This is a genomic window from Shewanella sp. Isolate13 (assembly GCF_022398325.1).
In the GTDB taxonomy this organism is placed as follows: Bacteria; Pseudomonadota; Gammaproteobacteria; order Enterobacterales; family Shewanellaceae; genus Shewanella.
Map to the genome: position 1 here is coordinate 45,957 of NZ_JAKEVD010000014.1, position 23,949 is coordinate 69,905.

A 23,949-nucleotide genomic window follows, 5' to 3' on the forward strand; every position below is an offset into this window, starting at 1 on the left:
AGGCGACACGCCTCAACTCTGGGCGAAAAACAGTTACAAAAATGCCTTTCATTAAGAAAGGCATTTGGGGTCAATCAATTCGAAATATCGATTTACAATTAATCGTTGTCGGCTTCGATTTCACGAGCGATGTTTTGACCGTTAATCACCACACCTTCAACTTCGATGCGTTGCTGGTTTAACGTGTCGAAACGAATACCGTCTTCATACTCAGTGTTAGCATCAACAATAACCGTCATGTTGCTAGCTAAGCCTTGAATAACAAAGCTCTTTGCCGTTGCATCAGATGAAGTGACATTACCTTCAACTTCAAACTCTTTCCAGTTACCAACGTTATCATTGTCGTTACCCGTTGAGTTATCATCATCGAACTCCACTTCGGTAGCCACTTGTTGTGCACCTTGCTTCACTGAGGTCACTTCAACTAACACACCCTGTTTTAGATCGGCCTTAAAGCCGTCTTCAAACTTAGTTTGCGCATTAACAACAAAGCGGCCTTGGTAGTTAAGCTCGAACGCCGTTTGTTGCGCATCAACCCAAGTCACGATACCTTCAACTTCGGTGTCATTAGCCAGATCGCTATAATCTTCTACTTCAACGCTGGTCGCTTCAAGTGTATTCACGTTCATCGTGCCTTCCACTTCAACCCACTGGCCGTTTTCAAGTTTACCCTCAACTTCTAGCGCACCCGAGTAATCAACATGCAATGCAGCGCCAAGTTTAAAGCTCATCGCACTTTCATCTAAGCTAGATAGACGACCTTCCACTTCGTAATGGTTAATTAGATCATCATTTTCAAACTTGACCACTGACAGCACCTTGTAGCCCGCATCCGCTGTCGGCAATGAAGACACCATCACCCAGTCACCCACTTCGATTTCGTTAGATAACTTATAAGTTAAGGTCACGCCGTTTACATCGAAGGTACCCGCTGCCAAATCGATTGCAGTCACTTTACCTGTGATTGTTGGCTCTAGGTTAACTTGCACAGCAGCCGCTTTTTGCTGACCACCGATCTGCACCATCATGTTAGGCTGCAAATCGTTAATATTCAGTTTCACGTCACCGTAAGAAACACCCGCAACGTCATAGCTATAGCCATTTACAACGACTTTATTCTGCGTCGTATTGACCGAGTCAATTGTGCCTTTAACCGCTGTCGGAGCCGTAACAACACCACCGTTACCGTTGTCGTTGCCATTACCATTGTCAGAACTGTCGCTTCCACCGCCACAAGCAGTTAAAATCAGAGCAAGTGTTGAAACTAAAGCTACTTTTTTCATCTAAATACCCTTAATTAAAGAGATGATTATCGAATTTAGCTGTATGTTAAAACTTGGCCCGTGAAGCGATCGTGAAGAAAGATAAAATAATCTATGAAAGTTCTAATTGTTGATGACAGCCATAACCTAGCCGAAACAATCGCCGACTATTTGGAACTCGAAGGCATGGTAATCGATTGCGCTTATCACGGTGAAGCGGCGATAAACTTGGTGTCTGAAAATAGTTACGATGTGATTATTATGGATGTCATGATGCCTAAACTTGATGGCATCACCGCAGTGCGTAAACTGCGTGAAGAGCTGTATTGCAACACGCCCATTTTATTCTTGACCGCTAAAGATAGCCTAGATGATAAGGTGGCCGCCTTTAAGGCTGGAGGCGATGACTATCTACTCAAGCCCTTTGCCATGGAGGAACTGAGCCTGCGCCTACACGCACTCAGTAATCGCGGCCCACGGCAAGATATCGGTACCTTGTCATTTGCCGATGTCAAGATTAACACCCAGACGAATATCGTCACCCGAGCCGAACAATCGATTAAACTCAGTCGCATTCAGTTAAAAATATTAAAGGTACTGATCAAACGTGCTCCTAGTGTCGTCAGCCGCCAAGATGTCTGCGATGCCGTCTGGGGAGATGAAGCACCACCGAGCGATGCCCTTCGTAGCCATATCTACGGCCTACGAACCGCACTAGACAAAGGCTTCGAACATTCACGATTAGAGACAATTCATGGACAAGGTTACCGCCTCAAAGCATAAGCACTTCCCAAGCATCTACCGAAAGATCCGTTGGAGTTTCGGTTTGATGACCTTTGCCATGTTCAGCCTATTCTGGTCTTTAATTTATATCGCCGAGAACCAAATTGAGAAGATTAGTCTTAACCATTGGCTAGATACCGAGGTGTATCGTTACAAGCAAGACTATAAGATTTATGGTGATAAAACCGTATTGCCTAATACCAATGAGTTTAAAACTTATTGGAGCGAACAGGAGATGCCACATTGGCTCAAAGCTTATACATCACCGGGTCTTTATGAGGAATTAAGAGGTGAAGAAGATAAGCACTTTATTGTTAGCCTTCACCCTTCTGGTAAAGGCTTAATGTATGTCGTATTTCAAGATGATGCCGATGACTACCTTGATGAATATGAGGAGCACTTACACGACTATATTTTGATCTTAGGCCTACTCATTGGCCTCATAATGACGCTATATAGTTTGTACTTTATCCGTACACTGTCGAAACCTCTGACCATCATCGAGCGCAAGATAAGTCATATGTCGCCTGACGACCCACCCTTTGGTGTTGATACAAAATTTGTCGAAACCCGCAATATCGAACAGACACTGTTAGATAGTCGCAACGATATCAACGGCTTCTTTCAACGTGAAAAGGAGTTCAGTCACTTTGCCTCCCATGAGCTTAGAACCCCGATTACCGTGGTCAAAGGCTCGGCCGAGTTACTGGCTAAAATTCCCGATCAGCACCCACTTGCTGTCAATGCGGTTAAGCGTCTACAGCGGGCCAGCGACGAGATGCAGGTGCTTACCGAAACCTTTCTGTTATTGGGTAAAGAGTCGATTGGCCAGCGTTACTTTGCCGATGTCTGTCTCGAAGAGGCGCTGCGCAAACAGCTTTCCGAGATGAAAGAGCTTTTTGCAAGGCAAGATACCTGTTACCGCCTAAGCGTGAACGATGCCGAACTCATCCATGCGCCACAGAGCTTTATCGCCATCGTGCTTAACAATGTCATCAAGAATGCCTTCAGTTATAGCGTCGGCGATATCGACATAGTACTCACAGGGCAAACCTTGACCATTACCAACCGTCACGAGGGTAATGAGACTTACAATGCGGGGTATGGTGTCGGCTTAGTGATTGTCGAGCGGATCTGTGAACGCATGGGGTGGGGTTATCACCCTCATGATAATGGGGTTGAGTTTTGTACCACTATGGTGTTTTCTGCTAACGGGGTAACCCTTTAGCGATTCCCTTTTTTAGTGGTATTAGGGTTGGTTCGCCAAATTTGCGAACCTTTCTAATTGTCAGCTATCAGTTGCACTGAATTATCTTTCAGCACCAGTGGTTCCAATGGCCTGCGGTCGGCGTATGTGCAGAAGTTAGGGGTTCCATTGCGTGAAACTAACGCGGGCTTTCAATCTAAAGCGGTGAACCTTGCAGGTCGGCTTCTTATGAGGCATCAAACCAACTTCCAACATCAGTGGTTCCAATGGCCTGCGGTCGGCGTATGTGCAGACACTGCCGTGACACGCAGCAAGTCCATCCCTGGAAGCTCGGCCATGACGTCCATGTCATGGACGGTCACGGCCGTATCTACACCAAGTTAGAAAAGCGAAACAGTTTGGCTTTCAGCGTATGTTTGAAGTGGGGAAAGCTAAAGCCGAGAACCTTTAGCTTCATAATCACTTGAAGCATCAAACCAACTTCCAGCTTCACGGGTTCCAATGGCCTGCGGCCAGCGCATGTGCAGACACTGCTGAAGCACGCTTTACGCCATCCCTGGCCGCTCTGCGGTTTCATCCCTGAAACCGAAGGCTTCAGCCGTATCTACACCAAGTTAGAAAAGCGCAATGCCTAGCTTTCAACGTTAGCCATAGAAAGAGCGAAACCAACATCAACACAGAGCATACAGAAAACACCAGTTCCCCATCGGAGTTGCCGAAGTACGTTGAAGACTCCTTGTAAACCAAAGTCCGTAATGCCCACACGGATGTGGGCATAGCTTTCGCGGGGCAGGATGCCCCATCGGAAGCGTTAGGTTATTTCGAATAAGTACGAGGGAGACAACTTCGTCGGGGCGCTGAGGGTTTCTTCTTATGGAATAAAGAGTTGGGGACAAGCGCTTTCCCCCTTGGCTCGACTCTTAACAACAGAAAGGGGCGAAGCGCCACGACTTTGGTCAGGCGTAGCCTGACGACGTTAATATCAAACGAAGTTTGATTGCTAATAACAAGTCACCGTTTGTTACGTTAAGCAAACCAGCAAACTTTAGCTAAACTAAAACAAAGTAAGCAAAACAAAGGGAAAAATGGATTTCCCTATCCAAAGAACCCATTCATAAAACAAAAGGATTTGTTTATGCCCATCGCCTGTGTCGCCACCCGTGCTAGCCACGGTGTCCAAGCCCCTGCAGTTACCGTCGAAGTCCACTTAAGCACCGGACTACCTGCATTCAACCTAGTTGGGCTGCCCGAAGCCTCAGTCAAAGAGGCGAAAGAGCGGGTGAGAAGCGCGCTGATCAACGCTGGTTTCGAATTCCCTATGCGCCGCATTACGGTTAATCTCGCGCCTGCGGACTTGCCCAAACAAGGGGGGCGCTACGATCTGCCTATCGCTATTGGCATACTCGCCGCCTCGAAACAGATCCCGCTCAAGTCCATTGAGCAACACGAATTTGTCGGAGAACTGGCGCTGTCAGGTCACGTGCGCTACTGCCAAGGACTGATCCCGGTGATTGTCGAAGCGAGCAAGCACGGCAGCACCTTAGTCTTGCCGATTGATAACCGTGAAGATGCAGAATTAGTCGGTTTCGAAAAAGTCTGCTTCGCCAGCCATCTACAATCGCTGGCGGCCTATCTGCACGGTCAGTCACAGCTGCCGAGTATCGACCTAAACCTTGAATGGTTATCTCAGGAGCAAAGCCCTCAAGAGTCTTGCTTAAGCGAGGTGATAGGCCAATATCAGGCTAAGCAGGCATTAGAGATCGCTGCGGCGGGCAATCACAACTTATTACTGCTTGGCCCGCCAGGTACCGGCAAAACCATGCTCGCCAGTCGAATGATGCAGCTTCTGCCTAAGTTAAATTATGACGAGGCGTTAGAGGTCGCCGCAATTCACTCTGTCGCGGGCAATAGCATCAAACCCGATAGCTTCAATCGGCGCCCATTCAGGAGTCCACACCACACCTGTTCGGCGGTGTCATTGGTGGGCGGCGGCGCACAACCTAAACCGGGAGAGATCTCATTGGCCCACAGAGGTGTGCTGTTTCTCGACGAGGTGGCCGAGTTTCCCAGAAAGGTGCTTGACTGTTTACGCGAGCCAATGGAAACCGGCGAGGTCAGTATCTCCCGCGCGGCAGCAAAACTCACCTTTGCCAGTCGCTTCCAACTTATCGCCGCCATGAATCCCAGCCCCTGTGGCGATGCCGATAACGCTAGAGCCAGCAATGAGCAGATCCAACGCTATCTCAGCAAACTGTCGGGGCCCTTTCTGGATCGTTTCGACCTCACCATCGATGTGCCTAAGCTACCGATAGGCGCGCTCAATGGCCAAAACACTAACGCCGAGACCAGCGATACCATAGCTAGGCGAGTACAACATGCCCGAGAATGGCAATTCGCTCGCTCAGGCGTGCTCAACAGTGAGCTAACAGGTAAACAGCTTAAACAGGACGCCAAGTTTAGCGGCGATGATTTAGTCTTTTTAGAGCAGAGCGTACATCGACTCGGCTTGTCGGTGCGCAGCTACCATCGAATTCAGCGAGTCGCCCGTACCATAGCCGATCTACAACAGGAAGAGAGTGTCAGCCGTGCCCATATCGCCCAAGCACTTGGCTATCGCGCTATGGATCGACTACTCGCTTCACTCTCGAGACAGTGATGACGGTCAGGTTATTACATAAGAATCCCCGACTCCTGTTCACACCCTCAACACGGTCAGTTAAGTCACGGATTTTATTGCATTTATTAACAACTTGGGCATGAATAGGCTGGGCTATTTCAATGCGATGACTCTCGACCGTGAAATTAGGTAAGATATGGTTAAATTAAATAACTGTTACTCTTTAAACAAATAAGTTGAATCCAACCCCATATTCCAGTAAATTCCGCCAGCTTTGTTAACCAGATGACGTTGAAGTAGCAAACATTTATTTACTTCAATCATACCTAGCCGCTTTTTTATAGCATTCACGCCAACAAGGTTGGCTTTCCATGCGCACTCTTAAAGATTGGAATGGGTGACTCCCCTGCCCAACCTGTTAACAGTGGACTACGGGCTATCATCTATTATTCAAAATTTTCTAATAGTTATTGATTAAGGCCATGCCAAGTAAGCTCAAATATAACCGTAAACATGCAATCAAGTCTGTCATTGCTGGCGTTGCTTTTATTACTTTATTGGTAATGTCCCTCAGCCTAAGCCATTACTGGTTAACACATCAGTTAACCAGTGTAGCCGTGCAGATTGATCAGAAATACCAGCAGAGACATCTAGCGGCTAAAGCGCAGATGCAGGAAGTACAGGCAATGCTTCAAGAGGAGCAAGAGAACCACTGCTCTGAAGAGACCATAGGTTTACTTAAAAACAAGCTATTTAAACAAAACGATCAACCCGTGCCTTGGGTTAGGTTTAATGACGATAATTACATCTGCTCAGCTATCGGCCGCTGGCCAGTTCCTGCAGGCGGACATGTCATTAGCCGTGGCATCGACGGCAATGGATTGGTCAGAGGCGATGACGCCCGCACCTTCAATAAACAAAGAACCATCTACGCCAGCGTGATAGACGGTGCGACAAAAGTGTTCGTGCCAGTGCAATCAGCGGAAGCCATTTATAAAGTGCTCGCCAAGTGCCAAATGTGTGGTGGAATTAAAGTTAAAGTTAATGGTCAAGATTGGATAAGCCAAAATGCCGATGGCAATCCGTTTGCGAGCGTCAGCTATCAAGCCAAAAACTCTGAATTTAACTACACCTTAATCGCTAACGAAAGTGCAAGAAATCAGCTGTGGTTAACTGTGTTTCTATTACTATTACTACCAATGGCACTTTTAGCCGGTATTGGTTATCTGTTTCGTGAGCCAGTACTTAAGCTTTATTGGCACCGCCGCTTCGTATCAGCCCTAAAAAAAGAAGCCTTTTACTTGGCTTATCAGCCTATTGTTGATACTAAAAGTAACCAGGTATTCGGTGTTGAAACCCTGCTCAGATGGCGTAATAAAAATGGAAAGTGCCGAGAAACAAGCAGCTACATCAAGGTTCTGGAACAGGATTCTGTGATGCCGCAGCTAACAAAGTGGATGATAAGAACTGCACTGAGTGAATTAAAATCATTACTGAGAAGTAATAAGATAGCGAGATGCAGTATCAACGTCAGCGCCTATCAAATAGAGCAGCAAGATTTACTGCCATATCTACAGCTACTGGCTAATAAAGGGTATCCGGTCGATCAGTTATGCTTTGAACTCACCGAGCGCCAACCTATTCAGTCGTGGCAAGCAGTACGTGAATTTATCGCTGGCTGCAAGCAATTAGGCTGTTGCATCAAACTCGATGATGTCGGTGTGGGTTATGGCGGTGGCTTACTCATCCAGCAGTTAGAGTTTGACGGCCTGAAGATTAATAAAGCCTTCACTAAACTGGTCTTGAGTGAACATCATCAACCTTTCCTAATTAGCTCCTATGTTGCGATAGCAAAAGAGATAAACATTAGCCTCGTCGCAGAAGGAGTTGAAACCCTAGAACAGGCTAATTATCTCAAAGAATTAGGTGTTTACCTGCATCAAGGCTGGCTCTATTCCAAGGCACTGGCAGCAACGGAACTCAGAGCTTACCTGCTCAACAGTTAGCCCCTAAAGTTGAAACGACAACGAGCCTTAGCTTGATACTGATTAGTATCAAGCTAAGGCTTGGCATTTATGGCTGATATTTATTTAAAACAAGCTATAACCACCCGCTCTCATGCTCACTAACAAACTTTCTCAAAGCACCGAAAAGCCGATCCGTTAACTATCAAAATTTAACATCTAGATTGAGACGAGACCTGACAACGAGTACTATAGGTCTCCAATTTTTTTCTTGAGGTTCTGGATGGGCGCGATGCTGTCACGTATTAGGGGAAGCTTAGCCTTTTTCTGCTATTTTCTTAACACGCTCTTTTGGGTCACTCCCATATTAATTGTGAGTCTTTTTAAGCTCATTCCTTTAGCTATGACGCGTAAAGCCTGCACCTACTTTCTCGACTTTTGCGCCAGCGCTTGGATCAGTGTCAATGGCGCCGTGGAAAAGCTACTGCATCCCATCAAATTAACCGTTGAAGGTGATACTCAGTTGTCTACCAAAGAGTGGTATATGGTTATCGCTAACCACCAGTCTTGGGTAGATATTCTAATCTTGCAGCGAGTGTTGAATCGCAAGATCCCCTTCTTAAAGTTTTTCTTAAAGCAGGAACTGATCTTCGTTCCCGTTCTCGGACTCGCTTGGTGGGCACTGGATTTTCCCTTTATGCGTCGCTACAGCACGGCCCAGTTAAAGAGAAACCCTAAACTCCGCGGCAAGGATATAGAGATCACTCGTAAAGCCTGCGCCAAATTTAAAAGTAAGCCCGTTAGCGTGATGAACTTTGTTGAGGGGACTCGCTTTCATCCGGGTAAACACAGCAAACAGAACTCTCCTTTCAATCACCTACTCAAACCTAAAGCTGGTGGTATGGCCTTTGCGCTTTCTGCTATGGGTGAGCATATCCATAAGCTGGTTAATATCTCCATCTACTACCCAGGTAAAGTACCTAGCTATTGGGAGTACATTAGCGGTCAAGTCGATGAGGTAAGAGTGCATATCGAAGTTAGCGATATTGGTGACGAATTGCGCGGAGACTACATCAAAGACCGTCAATTTAAGATCCGCTTCCAAGAGCAGCTAAACCAAATCTGGCAGCAAAAAGATCAAGTACTGACCCAATTAGCACAAGCTGAAAACACCCGAGAAGAGGCATAAGCGCACGATGTTGAACTTTTTACCCGGACCTGTCTTATATTTCTTAAGCACCCTGTTATTGATCATTAATACCGTGGTGTGGGCCTCACTGATTATCATTGGGGGGATATTTAAACTTCTTTTGCCAATAACCCTAGTTCGTAACGGCTTAACCCATGTTATGAACCGCTTTATGTGGGCCTGGGCTACCTGCAATGGTGGGATATTATATCTACTTGCCGATATCGAGTGGGATGTTGAAGGGCTGGAAAACCTAGATAAGCACAGCTGGTATCTACTGATCAGTAACCACCTCAGTGGCTTTGATATTGCCGCCCAGACATATGTCCTGCGTAATCATATTCCTATGCTTAAGTTCTTCCTCAAGAAAGAGCTACTCTATGTGCCCTTCTTAGGCTTAGGTTGCTGGTCACTGGATATGCCCTTTATGACCCGTACCAGTCCGGCAAAACTGAAGAAGAACCCTAAGCTCAAAGGCAAAGACTTAAAGACCACTCGTCGCGCCTGTGAGAAGTTTCGTAATATGCCAACTTCGATCATCAACTATGTTGAAGGCAGTCGCTTTACCGAAGAGAAACGCATTCGCCAAGACTCGCCTTATCGCTACCTATTACGCCCTAAGGCCGGTGGTATAGCCTTTGCACTCTCCGCCATGGGTGAACAGTTTACCAACCTGCTCGACGTCACTCTGGTTTATCCTGAAGCCATAAAAAAGGATGCCTTAGATGAGGTGATGCATGGCCGTATGAAGAAGATAGTCGTGCGAGTGAAGGTGCTTCCAGTACCTAAGGTAGACAACAAGCGCTACTTTGCTGAAGCGGCCTACCGCGTTGAGTTCCAACGCTGGCTAAATGAGATCTGGGAACAGAAAGATGAAGAGATCCACCAGCTTATGCTTAAGCATAATGTTCCGAGTGAGCATCTAATCGAGAAGCCAAGCGCCTCGAATCAATAATAAGGTGCTCCTTCCTCTGAATAGGCAGATCTTCCTGCCTATTCATTTCACCTTTAAGCTGCAACATTTAAACTTACGTCAAATAAATTACATTCACTGCAAACAGTTCAAAAACCTAAGAAACAACCAATATTAAGCAACTTTAACCAGCATTAAAACAAAACACCAAACTACATTCCAACCTCAATAAACCCTACAGCATATCCCCCAGCCAAAGATTCTGGTGCGTCAATATCTTGACTAGACTTACCTCACCCAAAAGGATAGCTTTACCGCCCAAGATTTACATAACAACAATAAGTGTATCAGAATGCATCAACCACTAAAATTAGCCTATGGCTTTTTCGCTGCCCTCTTAATATTGACTAGCATGGGCTGTGCAAATCAAGATATCAGTCACCTAAATAAGACACCACTGCAACTTAGCGGTAGTGAGATGGCTCGCTTCTGGGTGACAAAAGACACCCTCATCAGCTGGCAGCAGATATTACCCCAGTCAACTGCCGAAACGGCGCAAGGTAAATCAAGCTATAGGGTCTCCTTTGTGATCAACACCTCCGGAGAGATGCAGCAGGTCAGCATGGAAAACACCAGCGATGGTACTAAAATCCCTGAAGATGAGCTCACTGGAGCAAGCGAGTATCAGTTTCACCCGACCGCACAAAACATTAATCGCCAAGCGGTGATGATTAACACCGTCATCACGCTTTAACAGCAATCATAAAAAAGGCTCCATAAGGAGCCTTTAGCATTCAACTAACAGAGTTAAAGCGCTTAAATCTGCACACGCTTCACGTGTTGCACCCAACCTTCTGGCCCTTGAATATGGCCCTTCTGGATCTCAGTTAATACCTTATAGATCCGCTTAGTGTGCTCACCCACTTCGCCATCTCCAACGGTAACCACGCGGTTATCTTCAAAGATATAAGAGCCTACTGGCGATACTACGGCCGCAGTACCAAAACCGCCCGCCTCGATGATCTCACCAGACTCGATATCGCTAATAAACTGATCCAACATCACCGTCTCTTGGCGTACTTCGCAGCCCAGTAACTCACCCAAATCGAGAATAGACTGTGAGGTAATCGACTTTAAGATGGTGTCGGTAAATTTTGGAATAATAATCGTACCGTCTTTCAGCACGTGGAAGTGGTTCATCGCCCCTACTTCCTCGATCTGCTTATTGTTAGCATCCAAATACAGCACCTGCGCGGCGCCATATTCGGCAGCAGCCTTACCCGCCTTTAGCGATGCCGCGTAGTTGCCCGCAGCCTTAGAAGCCCCCGTGCCGCCGGAAACCGCACGGTGGAAACGCTCACTGATCAACAGGCGAATCGCCTTATCGAAGCCATCGCTATAATAAGGGCCACTAGGGCTTAGCATCACACAGAAGGTGTATTGCTCGCTCGGGCTTACAGATAAACGGTCTTCAGTGGCAAAGATAAACGGGCGAATATAGAGACAGGCGCCCTCTTGCATCGGGAACCATAAACGGTCGACATCGATCAAGGCATTGATGGCATCAATCTGCATCTGTTCTGGGATAGCTGGAATACAAAGAATATCTGCAGAACGGTTTAAGCGTTCGGCATTCTTATCAATACGAAAGGTATAGATCTCGCCGTCTTCATGTTGAAAGGCTTTAGCACCTTCAAACACTGACTGACCATAATGCAAGGCGATAGCACCTGGAGCCACCTGAAATGGACCATAAGGAACAACTCTTGGATCACACCACTGCCCATCGCGATAATCCATCAAAAACATATGATCGGTTCTGAGGTTACCAAATCCCACATTGCTTGTAGGGTTAAACTGTTCGCTACGGCGCTCTAACGCAGGTTTTAAATTATAAGTTATTTGCATTGTATACCACCTTGATTACTGACTGAGCAGCCTATCAGTGGTCATAAAAAAGTCAAGCAAAACGCCGGATTACCACCTATTGATCAATTATATTATCGATATAATCAATGGTCTTGCTGTTTACAATCAGATAGCTTGCCGATGGCTAAACAGGTTTCACAACTGCGAATATTTCCATGTCCTTTATCTAGAAACTCTCGGATGCGTATAGATAGTGCTTGCATCATTTCCCGGGTAATAGGCTGACGCCATTGATAATGGTTCATTATACAGCTGATATGTCGGTAACCTGTTTCATCGTCATTAACTAAGTACTGCTCTTCCATCAACCTGCTTTCGTAGGAAGATGTGGCACCAGCAAGAAAAAAATACAACGCCTGACTCAGGTTATCTATTTCAACTTGTGTCGCTTGTAACTCACCTTGTTCAACCGCTTCTTCTAAAGGACGTTTTATTCGACTCCAAAAAAGATTCACTCTATTTCTCAGAACTTCAATCTTATCTGGACTTGCAAGTTGCCAAAACATGCTATTAATGGAAACAACCCGCAAAATGTTAAAAATTGGGCTGCGCTTCACAACTTCAAATGTAAATAAAATAGAAAGAACTGCTCGTTCATGAATATTTAAATCTGGATTTTCTCTTACAAAAGTAGGTATTTGACTGGATGTTGTATTTCTTAAAAATAGACAAACTAATACATCTTCTTTAGATTCAAAATATTTATATAAGGTATTCGTTGAACAACCCGCACCTTTAGCTATCTGCGCGAACCTAAATGAAACAACCCCTTGACTATCAATCAGTTGCTCCGCAACATCTAATAATTGGTTGCAGCGAATAGCATCCAAATTATTGCTAGGACATTGCATAATCGCCCCTTATTTTTTACTAATTAGATTAAATACTACGGTGATATGTCGAATTAGATACTTAAAAGAAACATTTTCTTGAGGCTCTGCACAAAAAACTTTCTCCTCCAATATAAAGTGTGATTTCGCGCATGCTTAGTTACATCCTCAAAGCATATTGTTAACCCAAGTTAATTGGAGGCTACAAAATGCAAACAAGACGTTCATTTTTAAAATTTGGTGCTGGAGCTGCCGCTGTCGGCGCATTAGCACCATTATCAGTTAGTGCGAATTCATCAGATGTAAAATGGGATGAAGCACATGAAATTGTCATCGTAGGTTCTGGATTCGCAGGACTAGCTGCCGCAGTTGAAGCTGGAAAACTCGGTGCCAAGGATATTGTGGTATTTGAAAAACTCGGTGTTTATGGCGGTAACTCTACACTAAATGCTGGCCAAGCCTGCTTCGCCAATACCGATTTACAAAAAAAGTTAGGTATTGAAGATAGTGCCGAACTCATGGTGCAAGACCAACTTGCTTCAGGCCGAGGCTATGCCAGTGAAGAGCTATTACGTCATAGCGCTGAACTCGGCCCCTACATTTATCAATTAACCAAAGACTGCGGTTGTGTTTATCGCGATCACATTATTAATACCGGTGGCACTAGTGCGACTCGCAGTCACCAAGTCGTAGAACGCTCTGGCGCTGGCTTTATCCGTCCAATGTTAAAAACAGCACGTAGTTACGGGGTAAAAACTAAGATCCGTCATAAGTTCGAGCACCTTATCACGGATAAAGATGGCACAGTACTTGGCATCCAAATCCGTAAAGACTACCACTTTGGCCATGAAGACTCTGGCAAGCTCATTAATGTAAAAGCAGAAAAGGGCGTACTCATTGCGACCGGTGGTTTTGGTGCCAATGTGTCATTTCGTCAAGCACTAGACCCCACATTAGGCAGCGAAGTCGGTTGCACTAATGCTCGCGGCGCAACTGGTGATGGTCTGATTGCCATGCTAGCCGAAGGCGCTATGCCAGTACATCTAAGCTTTATTCAATCTGGCCCCTGGGCATCTCCAGACGAAGGTGGCTTTGGCTACGGCGCAGGTTTCTCACTGTATAACTTCCCACATTCAATCGCGATTGATCGTAATACTGGTATGCGCTTTATGAATGAAACTGCTGACCGTAAAACTCGCGCAGACTTAGAAGTTCAACGCCGAGATAAAGATGGAAATCCTAACCCTGCATTACTCATTGCCCCTAAGCATGAAGCACAAAAAGACCCATCAATGGAAAATGTGCTCAAGTACAACGTAGCTTGGGAATTTGACAACGTTGAAGCTATCGCTAAGCACTTCAACCTACCAGAGAAAGCACTGAAAAAGCAGATAGAAGACTGGAACACCTACGTGAAAGCTGGCGAAGATCCGCAGTTTGGCAAACGCATGAACATGAGCACAGGTATCTACCTAACCGCGCCATTCATTGTGCAGCGTTTATGGCCAAAAGTGCATTACTGCCAAGGCGGTATTCAAATCAACACTAAAGCAGAAGTGATAGCAGCGAAAAACGGTCTTCCTATTCCAAAACTATACGCTGCAGGTGAAGTATCAGGCGGTGTACATGGTGTGAGTCGCCTCGGTGGCTGTTCAACACCCGAATGCATGGCCTTTGGTGTCACTGCCGCCCGTTCGATGATGAAAGCATAAGGAAACCAACATGAAACTAATCAACACCTTACTTGTGCTTACTGTAAGCAGCGTTATCGCACTATCGGCACAAGCTAGAGACAAACGAGATTATCACGAAATGGTTTATGAGCAGGGTTGTAAAACTTGCCATGACCAAGGAATGAAGGCCTTCCCTTCTGACAACTCTTGCTTGCAATGCCATGACATGGCGGAAGTGGCAGAGCTAACCAAACGAGAAGGCCACGAAGCCAAACAAAACCCACACGACAGCATGCACTACGGACAAGAAGCGCCATGTATGGAATGCCACGGGGAGCATACCAAGAAGCAAGCTATCTGTATGGATTGTCACAACTTCGATTATCCAAAGTTTAAGTAAGCAAATTAACTCAATAAAACATCAAAACATGGGGAAATAATGATGAAAAAACTACTCGCCGTATCGGCAGTTCTCGTCACAGGTTGCGCTGTCGCTGCAGACAAACCAGCTGATAAGCCTTGGCACAATGAAAAGCCAACATTATCGACAATTAACGCACCAACAAAGGTGATGCCAATGGTCTGTAAGCAAGAACAAGCCATGGCCTATCTAAAAGAGCTACAAAGTGGTGAAAAAGATATCTTCACCGTTAAGTCTAATGATCATGGCGGTAAAGGTGCTAATGAATCAGGCTGGCTGACATGGCGAGTAGATGATCCAAGCAACCTGATCCCTTGTCCTGCAGGCGGTGCTGCTGACTCTGAAGTGGGAATGTGTTGGAAAGAACTTAACGATGAACCTACAGTCATTGGTTTAGTACGAGTTGCGCCAGGTACAGCAGCTCCACACTACCACCGCGAAATGGAGTGTTACTACGGATTAAGCGGTCAGGGCTTAACCTGGGCACAAGAGCGGATGCAACCATTTGGCCCAGGTGATTATATTGAGATCCCAAGTAAAGCAATGCACTACACGCCAAACACCTATGACGACCAAGATCTTATCTACATGTACTGGTTCCCACTAGATGGCAAGTTTTCAACTTTTAAATACCAGTGGCCACAAGACGTTGGACCTGGTGAGCAATTAATGTTTGATTTCATTCCATACACCAACTCTAAGCTTGTTCGTTCAGGTAATGGTGGATATGGCTGGGATGTTGTTCAAAAGTCAAAATAACCTTCTTTAACCTTTAACGAAGAGAGGGGCTAACGCAAATTAGCCCCGATACAACATTATGCATAGAACAGTCATCATCCTGCTTAGCATACTCTTTTGTGGCAACGCTTTAGCTGAGGAAGCCGTTTCTATTCTGTGGAGCCAACTTGCTCCCGGCGGAACTGAATTGCCTGTAGAGTCCAATGTCAATTTAGCCTTAGACGGCAAAAATGTGATTATTCCAGGCTTCATTGTGCCGTTAGACGGCCAAGGCAAAAGTCACAGTAAAAACTTTTTACTAACACCACAGCAAGGTGCCTGTTTTCATAAGCCACCTTCACCGCCAAATCAGTTAATCCACGTGGTATTTGATGAACCTGTTGCTGTACCCAGTGCAGAACAACCTATCTATATATTGGGCAAACTCAGTATTAAAAGCGCTCAATCAGGGTTTGCCAAAACAGGCTATTACCTGCAAGGCATTGATGCTATCCCATACCCTGTTCAAGTGGCTTCATCAACAGACCATCAACACTAAGACGTAAATCATAAGTATCTGCAACCATGATACTGGTAAGAATGAAAATCAAGGAAAGCTCATGAACAAGACACACTTTACACTGTCAGCCCTAGCGACAGCGGCAGTGTTATCCACTTTAGCAACACCAGCACTCGCTGAAAACCCAGAAAACGGCATCAATGTCGGCGGAGCTGTTCGAGTCAATTACGCCTATAAAGACTACAGTGAAAGCTCCAAAGATAAAGCAGGTGACTTTAGCTTTGATATGGCAGCAATAAAATTTAACGGTAAGCTAGATGACTGGGGGCTTGCAGCAGAATATCGTTTTACCTCAAGTACTGATTACATCAAGTACGGTTATGGCTTTTATGACATTAATCCCAAGTGGCAATTACAATTTGGTATTAATAAAGTGCCTTTTGGTAACCCTGAATTTATTTCTAACAGCTTTTGGTTTGGTCTACCTTATTATCTCGGCTTTGAAGATGATCACGACATCGGCATCAAGGCGGTATACCAAAGCAACGGTTGGCATACCGACTTAGCTTTCTATAAAAATCCAGAATACGCAGCATCTGAGAATAAGCGTTACGCGACGGATCTATACTCAGGTACCATCAATGGTACTGAGTATCACAACGAAGAAACCAACCAAGTAAACCTGCGTCAAACCTATACTGTTGAGAACAAAGGTGGCTCAATCACCTTAGGCGGCTCTGCGCAATTTGGACAAATTTACAATAGCAAAACCGGAAACAATGGTGACCGCTATGCGTTAGCACTGCACATAGACAGCAGCTACAACGGCTGGAATCTACAGCTACAAGCATTGCAATATGAATATGACGCTGCTGATGCAGTTGATCCCAATAAAATTGGCGTCTCGGTGGTGAGTTGGCAATACGAAATCGCCACAAAAGGGCAGTCTTATAGCGCTAATGTTGCCAAAACAATTGATACTGACTGGGGCAGTGTTAAATGCTATAACGATTTTGGTTTAATGACCCCTGATGTGGCCGACGAAACTTACGACAATAGTATGCAAAACGTCACAGGATGTGCGATTTCTGCAGGTCCAACCTACACCATGATTGACTTTATCATGGGCAAAAATATGACCTTCTCTACAGCCAGCAACGATCATGTCGGCCTGCCAGAAGTCGGCGATGACTGGGACAATCGCGTCAATATCAACTTTGGATACTACTTTTAGACGACTACTCTCCCTGCTAATGGTTGGGCAGTCAATTACAATGCTCCAGTAATTAACTGCCAACCTGATTTTTTAGGGTCACAGAGGATGCCCATCTCATATATCACATCAATACTTCAGACCCAGCTCTCTTAATCTAAGAGGGCTTTTTTATTATGTCTGTGCTGGTAAAAATTTAAGCCGCACACTCCCTCTTACGCAAACAAACGGAATCGCTATCTAGCGAAGAGCATGCCAATGCGCTACAAGCACTACAGCTCATATGGTCGCGATAATGTTTATCGAAGAAGCTTGAGCTTCTTCGCTCCAGTGAATCAAACAGCTCTGGGGTGAGTGGCTTAGTCCACTTGTACTGTCCCATTAAGCGTGCCAGATGGCGGTAACAGGTCTCACGACGGTTTGATAAGTACTCAGGGGCAATCAACTGGCTTTCGAACTGGGTAAGCGAGCCAGTGAGGTAGAAGGTGATCCCCTGCACTAACTCTTTAACTTGCAGCGGCGTGGCCTCAAGCTCGCCTTTTGCTACCGCTTCATTGAGTGAGTCGGTAAACCAGCCCCAAAACGCATTGATACGCTTCTTAAAGCGATCCACTTTCTCATCGCTGGCGAGCTGCCACACCATGGTGTTGACCGAAACTGAGCGCAGAGTAAAGAAGCTTTTACTGCGCTTGATAGTTTCAAATGTAAACAGAATGGGTAACAGCACTTTTTCTTGGGCAGTTAAATCGGGATATTTGTTAATAAATATTGGCAAGTGGTTAGAGGTCGCACTGCGTAAAAATAGGCAGACTAATACATCCTCTTTACGCTCAAAAAATTTATACAAGGTGCCAGTGGAACATCCCACCTCTTTTGCGAGTTGCGAGAACTTAAATGACACTATGCCTTGAGACTCAATAAGCTGCTCGGCGGCATCGAGTATCTGATTGCAGCGCATCATGGGCAACGCTTCTGTGGGACATTTCATCTATTACAAGCCTAGTTTTACAGTTGAACCGATTATGCGCTTCTAACAATTGCAGATTATAGATATCTCTTTCCTAATCGGGATTCACTTCACGCTAATACCACTTTATTAGTAGGCTTTGTGAATTACGTCATATAAACATTAGCGCAATAACTTGTAACCCAATATCGATTCCATTCACATTTTCTTGCTTCTCATTTCGGCCAGTATTTTGAGAGAAAATTTATTCGAGAGCTGCCTCACGAATAAATTTGTCACTGAAAAAATGGCGTGACTTAGTTCACCTTTAGCAACTGAACTTGCGTTTATCGTTACCGCATTCCCTATTAGAGGATTACAAGAAAATGCAAGGTAGAAGAAACTTTTTAAAACTCAGTGCCGGTGCTGCCGTTGGTAGTTTAGCGGCAACCTTACCCGGTACAGTACAAGCTAAAAGCTGTGGCGAGATTAATTGGGACGAAAGCGTCGATGTGATTGTCGTTGGCTCTGGTTTTGCTGGCCTTTCTGCGGCGCTAAATGCTAAGCGCCAAAGACTGGGTTCTGTACTTGTTTTAGAAAAGATGCAGGTGATTGGTGGTAACTCGGCAATCAACGGCGGCTGGCTGGCGATCCCTAAGAACCCTATCCAGCTAGCACAAGGCGTCAACGACGACTCACCAGAAGAGTTAGTCAAAGATCAGATTATCTCTGGTCGCGGCATGCAAAACGAACCTGCGCTACGCCAAATCGCTAACCGCTCTCTAGATGCCTACGATCTTTGTATCGATACCGGCGTTAAATTCCGTGATGGTTTTAACATTCAGGTAGGCGGTCACAACAAGGCTCGCGCGATTCGTACCCAACACGGTACTGGCGGTGACATCACCACCAAACTATATGAAGCTGGCGTAAAAGAGGGCGTTGATTACCGCCTACAACACTATATCGAAGACTTCATCATGGACGGTCAGCAGATCATCGGCGTTAAGGTTCGTAAGAACTACCGCTTCCCAGATCTAAACACTGGCACCACTCTTTTTGTTAAAGCAAACAAAGCAGTAGTACTGGCTAACGGCGGTTTCGCTCGCAACATGAAGCTACGTGAAGCAGTTGATCCATCGCTCGATCCAACGCTCGATTGCACCAACGCAATGGGCGCGACAGGCGAAGTGACCCTAACCGCAATGGCTCACGGCGCGCTGCCTGTACATATGAACCTAATCCAAACGGGCCACTGGGGCTCACCAGATGAAGGTGGATTCGGTTGGTCAAACGCCTTGCTATCTATCGGCTGGCACCAAGGTGTGGCGATCAGCGTCCTAAACGGTAAGCGTTTTATGGACGAGCGTGCAGACCGTAAGACCTGCTCTGAAGCGATTATGAAGAACCGTAACGCCGACGGTAGCCCAGCTTACCCTGTGGTGTTCTTCAACTACAACAACTACGCCAATGACGACCGTGTTGTGCGCGCCCTTCGCGACAAGATGGCTTGGAAAGTTGACTCACTCGATGAGATCGCAGCTAAGTTCGATATCCCAGCTGCTGAGCTTAAGCGCAGCATCAAAGAATACAACAAGCACGTTAATGACCGTCAAGACCCGCTATTCAACCGCAAGATGGATACGGCAGAAACGCTAACGGGCCCATTCGTCGTATCACGCATTTGGCCGAAAGTGCACTACTGCATGGGTGGTCTAAAAACCGATCTAGGCGCTCGTGTAATCGATGGCCGCTCTATGGAACCTATCAAGAATCTATACGCCATTGGTGAAGTAACAGGTGGCATCCACGGTGAAGCCCGTTTGAGCTCTACATCCTGCCTAGAGTGTCTAGTCATGGGTATCGTAGTGTCTGAAACCATCAAAGCCGATCTTTAAGGAGCCGTCAAATGAACAAGTTATTACTAAGCGCACTACTTGGCCTAGCGCTATCTAGCAATGTGATGGCTGGCGAGCTAGTCAAGATGAAAGGCAAGACTGAAGGCCGCATCAACCACGAGTTTATCTACCAAGATGGCTGCCAAACCTGCCACCAAGGCTCTGGTAAGAAGAATGCGACCGATGCGGCATGCGTTGAGTGTCATGGCGACATCAACAGCATCCCTGTCGATGAAAGCAAATTGGCGATCCCTGAGGCACACCCTCATAAATCGCTGCATTACAACCAAGGCGCAAGTTGCCTAGCGTGTCATGCCGAGCACGAAAAGAAAGCACCCGTCTGTACAGAGTGCCACCGTACTTGGTTTGAAGAGATGTAATGTGACTGATTAATTTACAAATCTAAAAATAGAAATAGGGAATGATGATGAAAAATACCACTAAGTTTATGTTGTCGATGGTGGCTACAGCAATCGCACTTTCAGGCTCAGCGGCTTTTGCTGCAGAGCAAACTGAAGACGGCATCAAGCTAGGCGGCGCGGTACGTGTTAACTACGCTTACCGAGACTATGACCAAGCCAATAAAGATAAAGGCGGTGACTTTTATTTCGATATGGCGGCAATCAAATTTGATGGCAAACACGGTGACTGGGGATTATCGGCCGAGTACCGCTTTACCTCAGGCACTGACTACATCAAATACGGTTACGCATACTACGATGTAAACCCTGATTGGCAACTACAGTTTGGTATTAACAAGGTGCCATTTGGTAACCGCGACTTCATCTCAAACAGCTACTGGTTTGGCATTCCTTATTACTTAGGTTTTGAAGATGATCATGACACAGGTATCAAGGCCGTTTACGAAAAGAACGGCTGGCATACTGACTTAGCCTTCTACAAGAGTGCTGAATACGGTCCATCTGAGAACAAGCGTTACTCTACCGACCTATACAGCGGTACCATAGCCGCAAGCGGTATCGAGTACTTCAACGAAGAGACCAACCAGTTCAACCTGCGCCAGACTTACACCGCGGAACACGAAGGCGGTCAAACGACTCTTGGTGGTTCGGTGCAGTATGGTCAGATCTATAACAGCAATACAGGCAACAACGGTGACCGTTACGCCGTCGCGCTTCACTTAGATAGCAGCTATAAAGGCTGGAACTTACAGTTGCAAGCTATGCAGTACGAATACGATGCCGCAGACGCCGTTGATGCGAACAAGATCGCGGTATCGGTTGTGAGCTGGCAGTACGAGATCGCCTCTAAGGGTCAGTCTTATAGCGCTAACATCGCTAAGACATTCGCCACCGATTGGGGCAGTGTTAAGTGTTATAACGATTTTGGTCTGATGACACCTGATGTTGACGATGCTAGCTATGACAACAGCATGCAAAACGTGACGGGCTGTGCGATTTCTGCAGGCCCAACTTACACCATGGTCGATTTCGTTATGGGTAAGAACATGACCTTCTCTACCGCTAACAACGACCACGTGGGTCTACCAGAAATGGGCGACAGTTGGGATAAGCGCGTTAACATTAACTTCGGTTACTACTTCTAATAGTTGCTTAACTTTCAGCTATTAGGTTAACGCTTACCGATGACTCGAGCACAGGATCACGCATAGGGTCATTAGCAGGCCTAACAAGGTTAACTCGCGTTACCGACAGAAGCGAAGCTGCTCTCACTTCGCTTCTGTCACTCCCTTTAAATTTTAGATTCTCCCAATAACTGGACTAGGTACAGCATCCCTGCTTGCTGCCGCCTCGTTGGATCACGCCCTTTCTATACAAAATAGCATGAGGGCTTTTTTACTCTTCCCTACAAGAACTAACTATGAAATCGATGACTAGAGTCTCTATTTGTATCTGTTTATTTGGCGCTGTTTCGCAGTCATCCATGGCCAGTGAATACCATTTCGGTGGATTCCTAAAAGCCAATGCTCGCTATGTAGATGGCAACATCGCCTTTCAAGATAGCTGGACCGGCGGTGGTCGCGTCACCAATTCGGCAAAAAGAACCCAATTTAGCGCCGCCGAAAGCCGCTTCAATGTCGGGATCACTCACGGCAATGTCACTGGCTTCGCAGAGATCGATTTCTCTGGCTCGGCTCAAGGAAATGCGGCCTTTTCTAACTCCTATAGCCCACGCTTAAGGCATGCCTATATCAATTATAACGATTTCACTGCAGGACAAACCTGGTCGACTATGGTCAACACCAGCGCCTTTGCGGAAACCGCAGACTTAGGTGGGCCATTAGTTGGCCAAGCGATGGTGCGTCAGGCTTTAGTGCGTTACAACACCGAGAATTGGCAGTTTGCGCTTGAAAACCCTTATACCTATGGCACTCAAGCAGGCAGTACTGACGCCGATAAAAAGTGGGTCGATACCAGTAATGACTATATCCCAGATGCGGTGATTAGATTCGATCAACAAGGCGACTGGGGCAACGTGTCGGTATCTAGCCTGTTTCGCTATTTAGATCCTCAGGATACGGCACAATTTGGCGCAGGAGTCTCACTGGCAGCCAAACTGAAAACTGTGGGGAAAGATGATATTCGCCTGCAAGTTCACTATGGCAATTTAGGCCGTTATGTGGGCACTGATGCGGCTAGGGATATGATCGATGGCGAGATAGAAACCACCACATCTGCCATGTTTGCCTATCGCCACTTCTGGACAGAGCGCACTCGCTCCAGTCTGTTCTACGGCCACACCATCACCGAAGAGGAACAGAGCAATCGCTTTCATGCGGGAGTGAATCTATTCACCAATCTCACCCCGGCATTGGCGTTAGGTTTTGAACTCGGTCGTTACCAGATTGATGATGGAGTCAGCCCCTATGAAGATGGCACGGCACCGCAAGGCGCATCAAATTACGCTCAGTTGAGCCTGCAATTTCACATCTAAATAAAACAGCAAAAGAAAGATTATTCGCGACCGAGTTCACGAATAAGTTTGCTGCTTAAAATGCTGCGTGATCCATTTCAACTTTACGCAGCCCCTATCACTTTATTGTTAGCTCAAGCCCGTTAAAACGAGCACAATATCGCAGCTTTAGCTGCATAAGCTAAAAAAACAGGAAGAGAATGATGAAACTAAAAATGATGTTCGGTATCGCCGCACTAACTTCGACAGCAGCATTTGCTCAGGGCCCACAGTGTGACCACGCTCAACTGCCATACCAGCAGATGACACCAGTCCCATACGACAGCACGCCATATTCACCACAAGACACTATGCCAGAGCAGTGTAGCAATCCAGAAGTTGAAGCCTATATCGCAGCATGGGAAGCGGGTGAGATTGATTTCACAACCATCCAGGCAAACGACAGCATCGCTAAAGATCAACGCTTCTGTAAGACCCTTGATGATGACGGTAACGTACTAGAAGTTAAAGACTGTGACCGTAACAAGTCTCCTGTTGGTTACATCTGGAAAGAGCTTTCAGATAGCCCAGTGGTTATCGGGATCACCGACGGTGGTAAATCTGACCACGCGCCACACTTCCATGGTCAGCCAGAGTGTTACTACGTAGTAAACGGTGAAGGCCAAACCCTTGCCGATAACCAGTTCAAGAAGCTAGGCACAGGCCAGTACTTCTACATTCCTGGCGCGACTATCCACAACACACCTATCATGTCTGACAAAGGCCTAGGTGTGATGTACTGGTACCCGAACAACGCGCATTTCAACGGCTTCAAGTACTACTGGCGCAAAGACGTTAAGAACCTACGCGTAGCAGAAGAAGCATTCGACCGTGTTGATGAGATCCGTAAGCGTGACCTAAACTTAGGCCCATACGGCACTAACGAAGCTATCTTCAAGAAATAAGTCCTAAGCTTAATAAATAAGCAAATTC

Annotated in this window: 21 protein-coding genes; 17 read left to right on the top strand and 4 right to left on the bottom strand. The window is 46.2% G+C overall.

Features of this window, described 5'->3' with window-relative positions; translation table 11 throughout:
• Positions 1-98 precede the first annotated feature (98 nt).
• A complete protein-coding gene (locus L1D44_RS10960; protein WP_239890574.1) occupies positions 99-1,283 on the bottom strand; it encodes a DUF5666 domain-containing protein in 1,185 nt (394 codons plus the stop codon).
• Positions 1,284-1,376: 93 nt separating this feature from the next.
• Between L1D44_RS10960 and L1D44_RS10965 the strand changes: the two genes are divergently transcribed.
• The 7 genes from L1D44_RS10965 to L1D44_RS10995 all read left to right on the top strand — a co-directional run bounded on the left by L1D44_RS10965 (position 1,377) and on the right by L1D44_RS10995 (position 10,689).
• On the top strand, positions 1,377-2,045 hold the full coding sequence (locus L1D44_RS10965; protein WP_239890576.1) for a response regulator transcription factor: 669 nt from the start codon (positions 1,377-1,379) through the stop codon (positions 2,043-2,045).
• Positions 2,017-3,273, top strand: coding sequence for a HAMP domain-containing sensor histidine kinase (locus L1D44_RS10970; protein WP_239890578.1), 1,257 nt, complete (start codon positions 2,017-2,019; stop codon positions 3,271-3,273). Before L1D44_RS10965 ends, L1D44_RS10970 begins: the two co-directional genes overlap by 29 nt.
• Before the next feature lie 1,114 nt (positions 3,274-4,387).
• Positions 4,388-5,908, top strand: a complete 1,521-nt coding sequence (locus tag L1D44_RS10975; protein WP_239890581.1) for a YifB family Mg chelatase-like AAA ATPase — start codon at positions 4,388-4,390, stop codon at positions 5,906-5,908.
• 443 nt (positions 5,909-6,351) lie between these two features.
• A complete protein-coding gene (locus tag L1D44_RS10980; protein ID WP_239890583.1) occupies positions 6,352-7,875 on the top strand; it encodes an EAL domain-containing protein in 1,524 nt (507 codons plus the stop codon).
• Between the two features lie 241 nt (positions 7,876-8,116).
• The gene (locus L1D44_RS10985) at positions 8,117-9,022 is read left to right on the top strand and encodes an acyltransferase (protein WP_239890584.1); all 906 of its coding nucleotides are present in this window, start codon (positions 8,117-8,119) and stop codon (positions 9,020-9,022) included.
• 7 nt (positions 9,023-9,029) lie between these two features.
• Positions 9,030-9,977 (top strand): acyltransferase, encoded by a 948-nt coding sequence (locus tag L1D44_RS10990; protein WP_239890586.1) that lies wholly within the window; start codon positions 9,030-9,032, stop codon positions 9,975-9,977.
• A 310-nt stretch (positions 9,978-10,287) separates the two neighbouring features.
• Complete coding sequence (locus L1D44_RS10995; protein WP_239890588.1) at positions 10,288-10,689, top strand: hypothetical protein; 402 nt, start codon at positions 10,288-10,290, stop codon at positions 10,687-10,689.
• 62 nt (positions 10,690-10,751) lie between these two features.
• Here the strand turns inward: L1D44_RS10995 and L1D44_RS11000 are convergent, their stop codons facing one another.
• Positions 10,752-11,843: a branched-chain amino acid aminotransferase gene (locus L1D44_RS11000; RefSeq protein WP_239890590.1), complete on the bottom strand. Its 1,092-nt coding sequence runs from the start codon at positions 11,841-11,843 to the stop codon at positions 10,752-10,754.
• Between the two features lie 104 nt (positions 11,844-11,947).
• The gene (locus tag L1D44_RS11005; RefSeq protein ID WP_239890592.1) at positions 11,948-12,715 is read right to left on the bottom strand and encodes a TetR/AcrR family transcriptional regulator; all 768 of its coding nucleotides are present in this window, start codon (positions 12,713-12,715) and stop codon (positions 11,948-11,950) included.
• A 188-nt stretch (positions 12,716-12,903) separates the two neighbouring features.
• Here L1D44_RS11005 and L1D44_RS11010 point away from each other — a divergent pair, with 188 nt between their 5' ends.
• From L1D44_RS11010 to L1D44_RS11030, 5 genes are all read left to right on the top strand, one after another.
• On the top strand, positions 12,904-14,406 hold the full coding sequence (locus L1D44_RS11010) for a flavocytochrome c (RefSeq protein WP_239890594.1): 1,503 nt from the start codon (positions 12,904-12,906) through the stop codon (positions 14,404-14,406).
• A 10-nt stretch (positions 14,407-14,416) separates the two neighbouring features.
• Positions 14,417-14,767 (top strand): cytochrome c3 family protein, encoded by a 351-nt coding sequence (locus L1D44_RS11015; protein WP_239890596.1) that lies wholly within the window; start codon positions 14,417-14,419, stop codon positions 14,765-14,767.
• Between the two features lie 39 nt (positions 14,768-14,806).
• A complete protein-coding gene (locus L1D44_RS11020; protein WP_239890598.1) occupies positions 14,807-15,547 on the top strand; it encodes a cupin domain-containing protein in 741 nt (246 codons plus the stop codon).
• Positions 15,548-15,605: 58 nt separating this feature from the next.
• Positions 15,606-16,064, top strand: coding sequence for a DUF3299 domain-containing protein (locus L1D44_RS11025; RefSeq protein ID WP_239890600.1), 459 nt, complete (start codon positions 15,606-15,608; stop codon positions 16,062-16,064).
• A gap of 61 nt (positions 16,065-16,125) precedes the next feature.
• Positions 16,126-17,259: an OprO/OprP family phosphate-selective porin gene (locus L1D44_RS11030; RefSeq protein WP_239890602.1), complete on the top strand. Its 1,134-nt coding sequence runs from the start codon at positions 16,126-16,128 to the stop codon at positions 17,257-17,259.
• A 175-nt stretch (positions 17,260-17,434) separates the two neighbouring features.
• Here the strand turns inward: L1D44_RS11030 and L1D44_RS11035 are convergent, their stop codons facing one another.
• The gene (locus L1D44_RS11035) at positions 17,435-18,226 is read right to left on the bottom strand and encodes a TetR/AcrR family transcriptional regulator (RefSeq protein ID WP_239890604.1); all 792 of its coding nucleotides are present in this window, start codon (positions 18,224-18,226) and stop codon (positions 17,435-17,437) included.
• Between the two features lie 344 nt (positions 18,227-18,570).
• Between L1D44_RS11035 and L1D44_RS11040 the strand changes: the two genes are divergently transcribed.
• The 5 genes from L1D44_RS11040 (at position 18,571) to L1D44_RS11060 (ending at position 23,921) form a co-directional block, all read left to right on the top strand.
• A complete protein-coding gene (locus L1D44_RS11040; RefSeq protein ID WP_239890605.1) occupies positions 18,571-20,082 on the top strand; it encodes a flavocytochrome c in 1,512 nt (503 codons plus the stop codon).
• Between the two features lie 11 nt (positions 20,083-20,093).
• Positions 20,094-20,462: a cytochrome c3 family protein gene (locus L1D44_RS11045; RefSeq protein ID WP_202723249.1), complete on the top strand. Its 369-nt coding sequence runs from the start codon at positions 20,094-20,096 to the stop codon at positions 20,460-20,462.
• Positions 20,463-20,506: 44 nt separating this feature from the next.
• Positions 20,507-21,649 carry an OprO/OprP family phosphate-selective porin gene (locus tag L1D44_RS11050; RefSeq protein ID WP_220768313.1) on the top strand — a complete coding sequence of 381 codons (1,143 nt, stop codon included), beginning with the start codon at positions 20,507-20,509 and terminating at the stop codon, positions 21,647-21,649.
• Positions 21,650-21,924: 275 nt separating this feature from the next.
• Positions 21,925-22,998, top strand: a complete 1,074-nt coding sequence (locus L1D44_RS11055; RefSeq protein WP_239890607.1) for a DcaP family trimeric outer membrane transporter — start codon at positions 21,925-21,927, stop codon at positions 22,996-22,998.
• Between the two features lie 179 nt (positions 22,999-23,177).
• A complete protein-coding gene (locus L1D44_RS11060) occupies positions 23,178-23,921 on the top strand; it encodes a cupin domain-containing protein (protein ID WP_220768274.1) in 744 nt (247 codons plus the stop codon).
• The last annotated feature ends 28 nt before the right edge of the window (positions 23,922-23,949 follow it).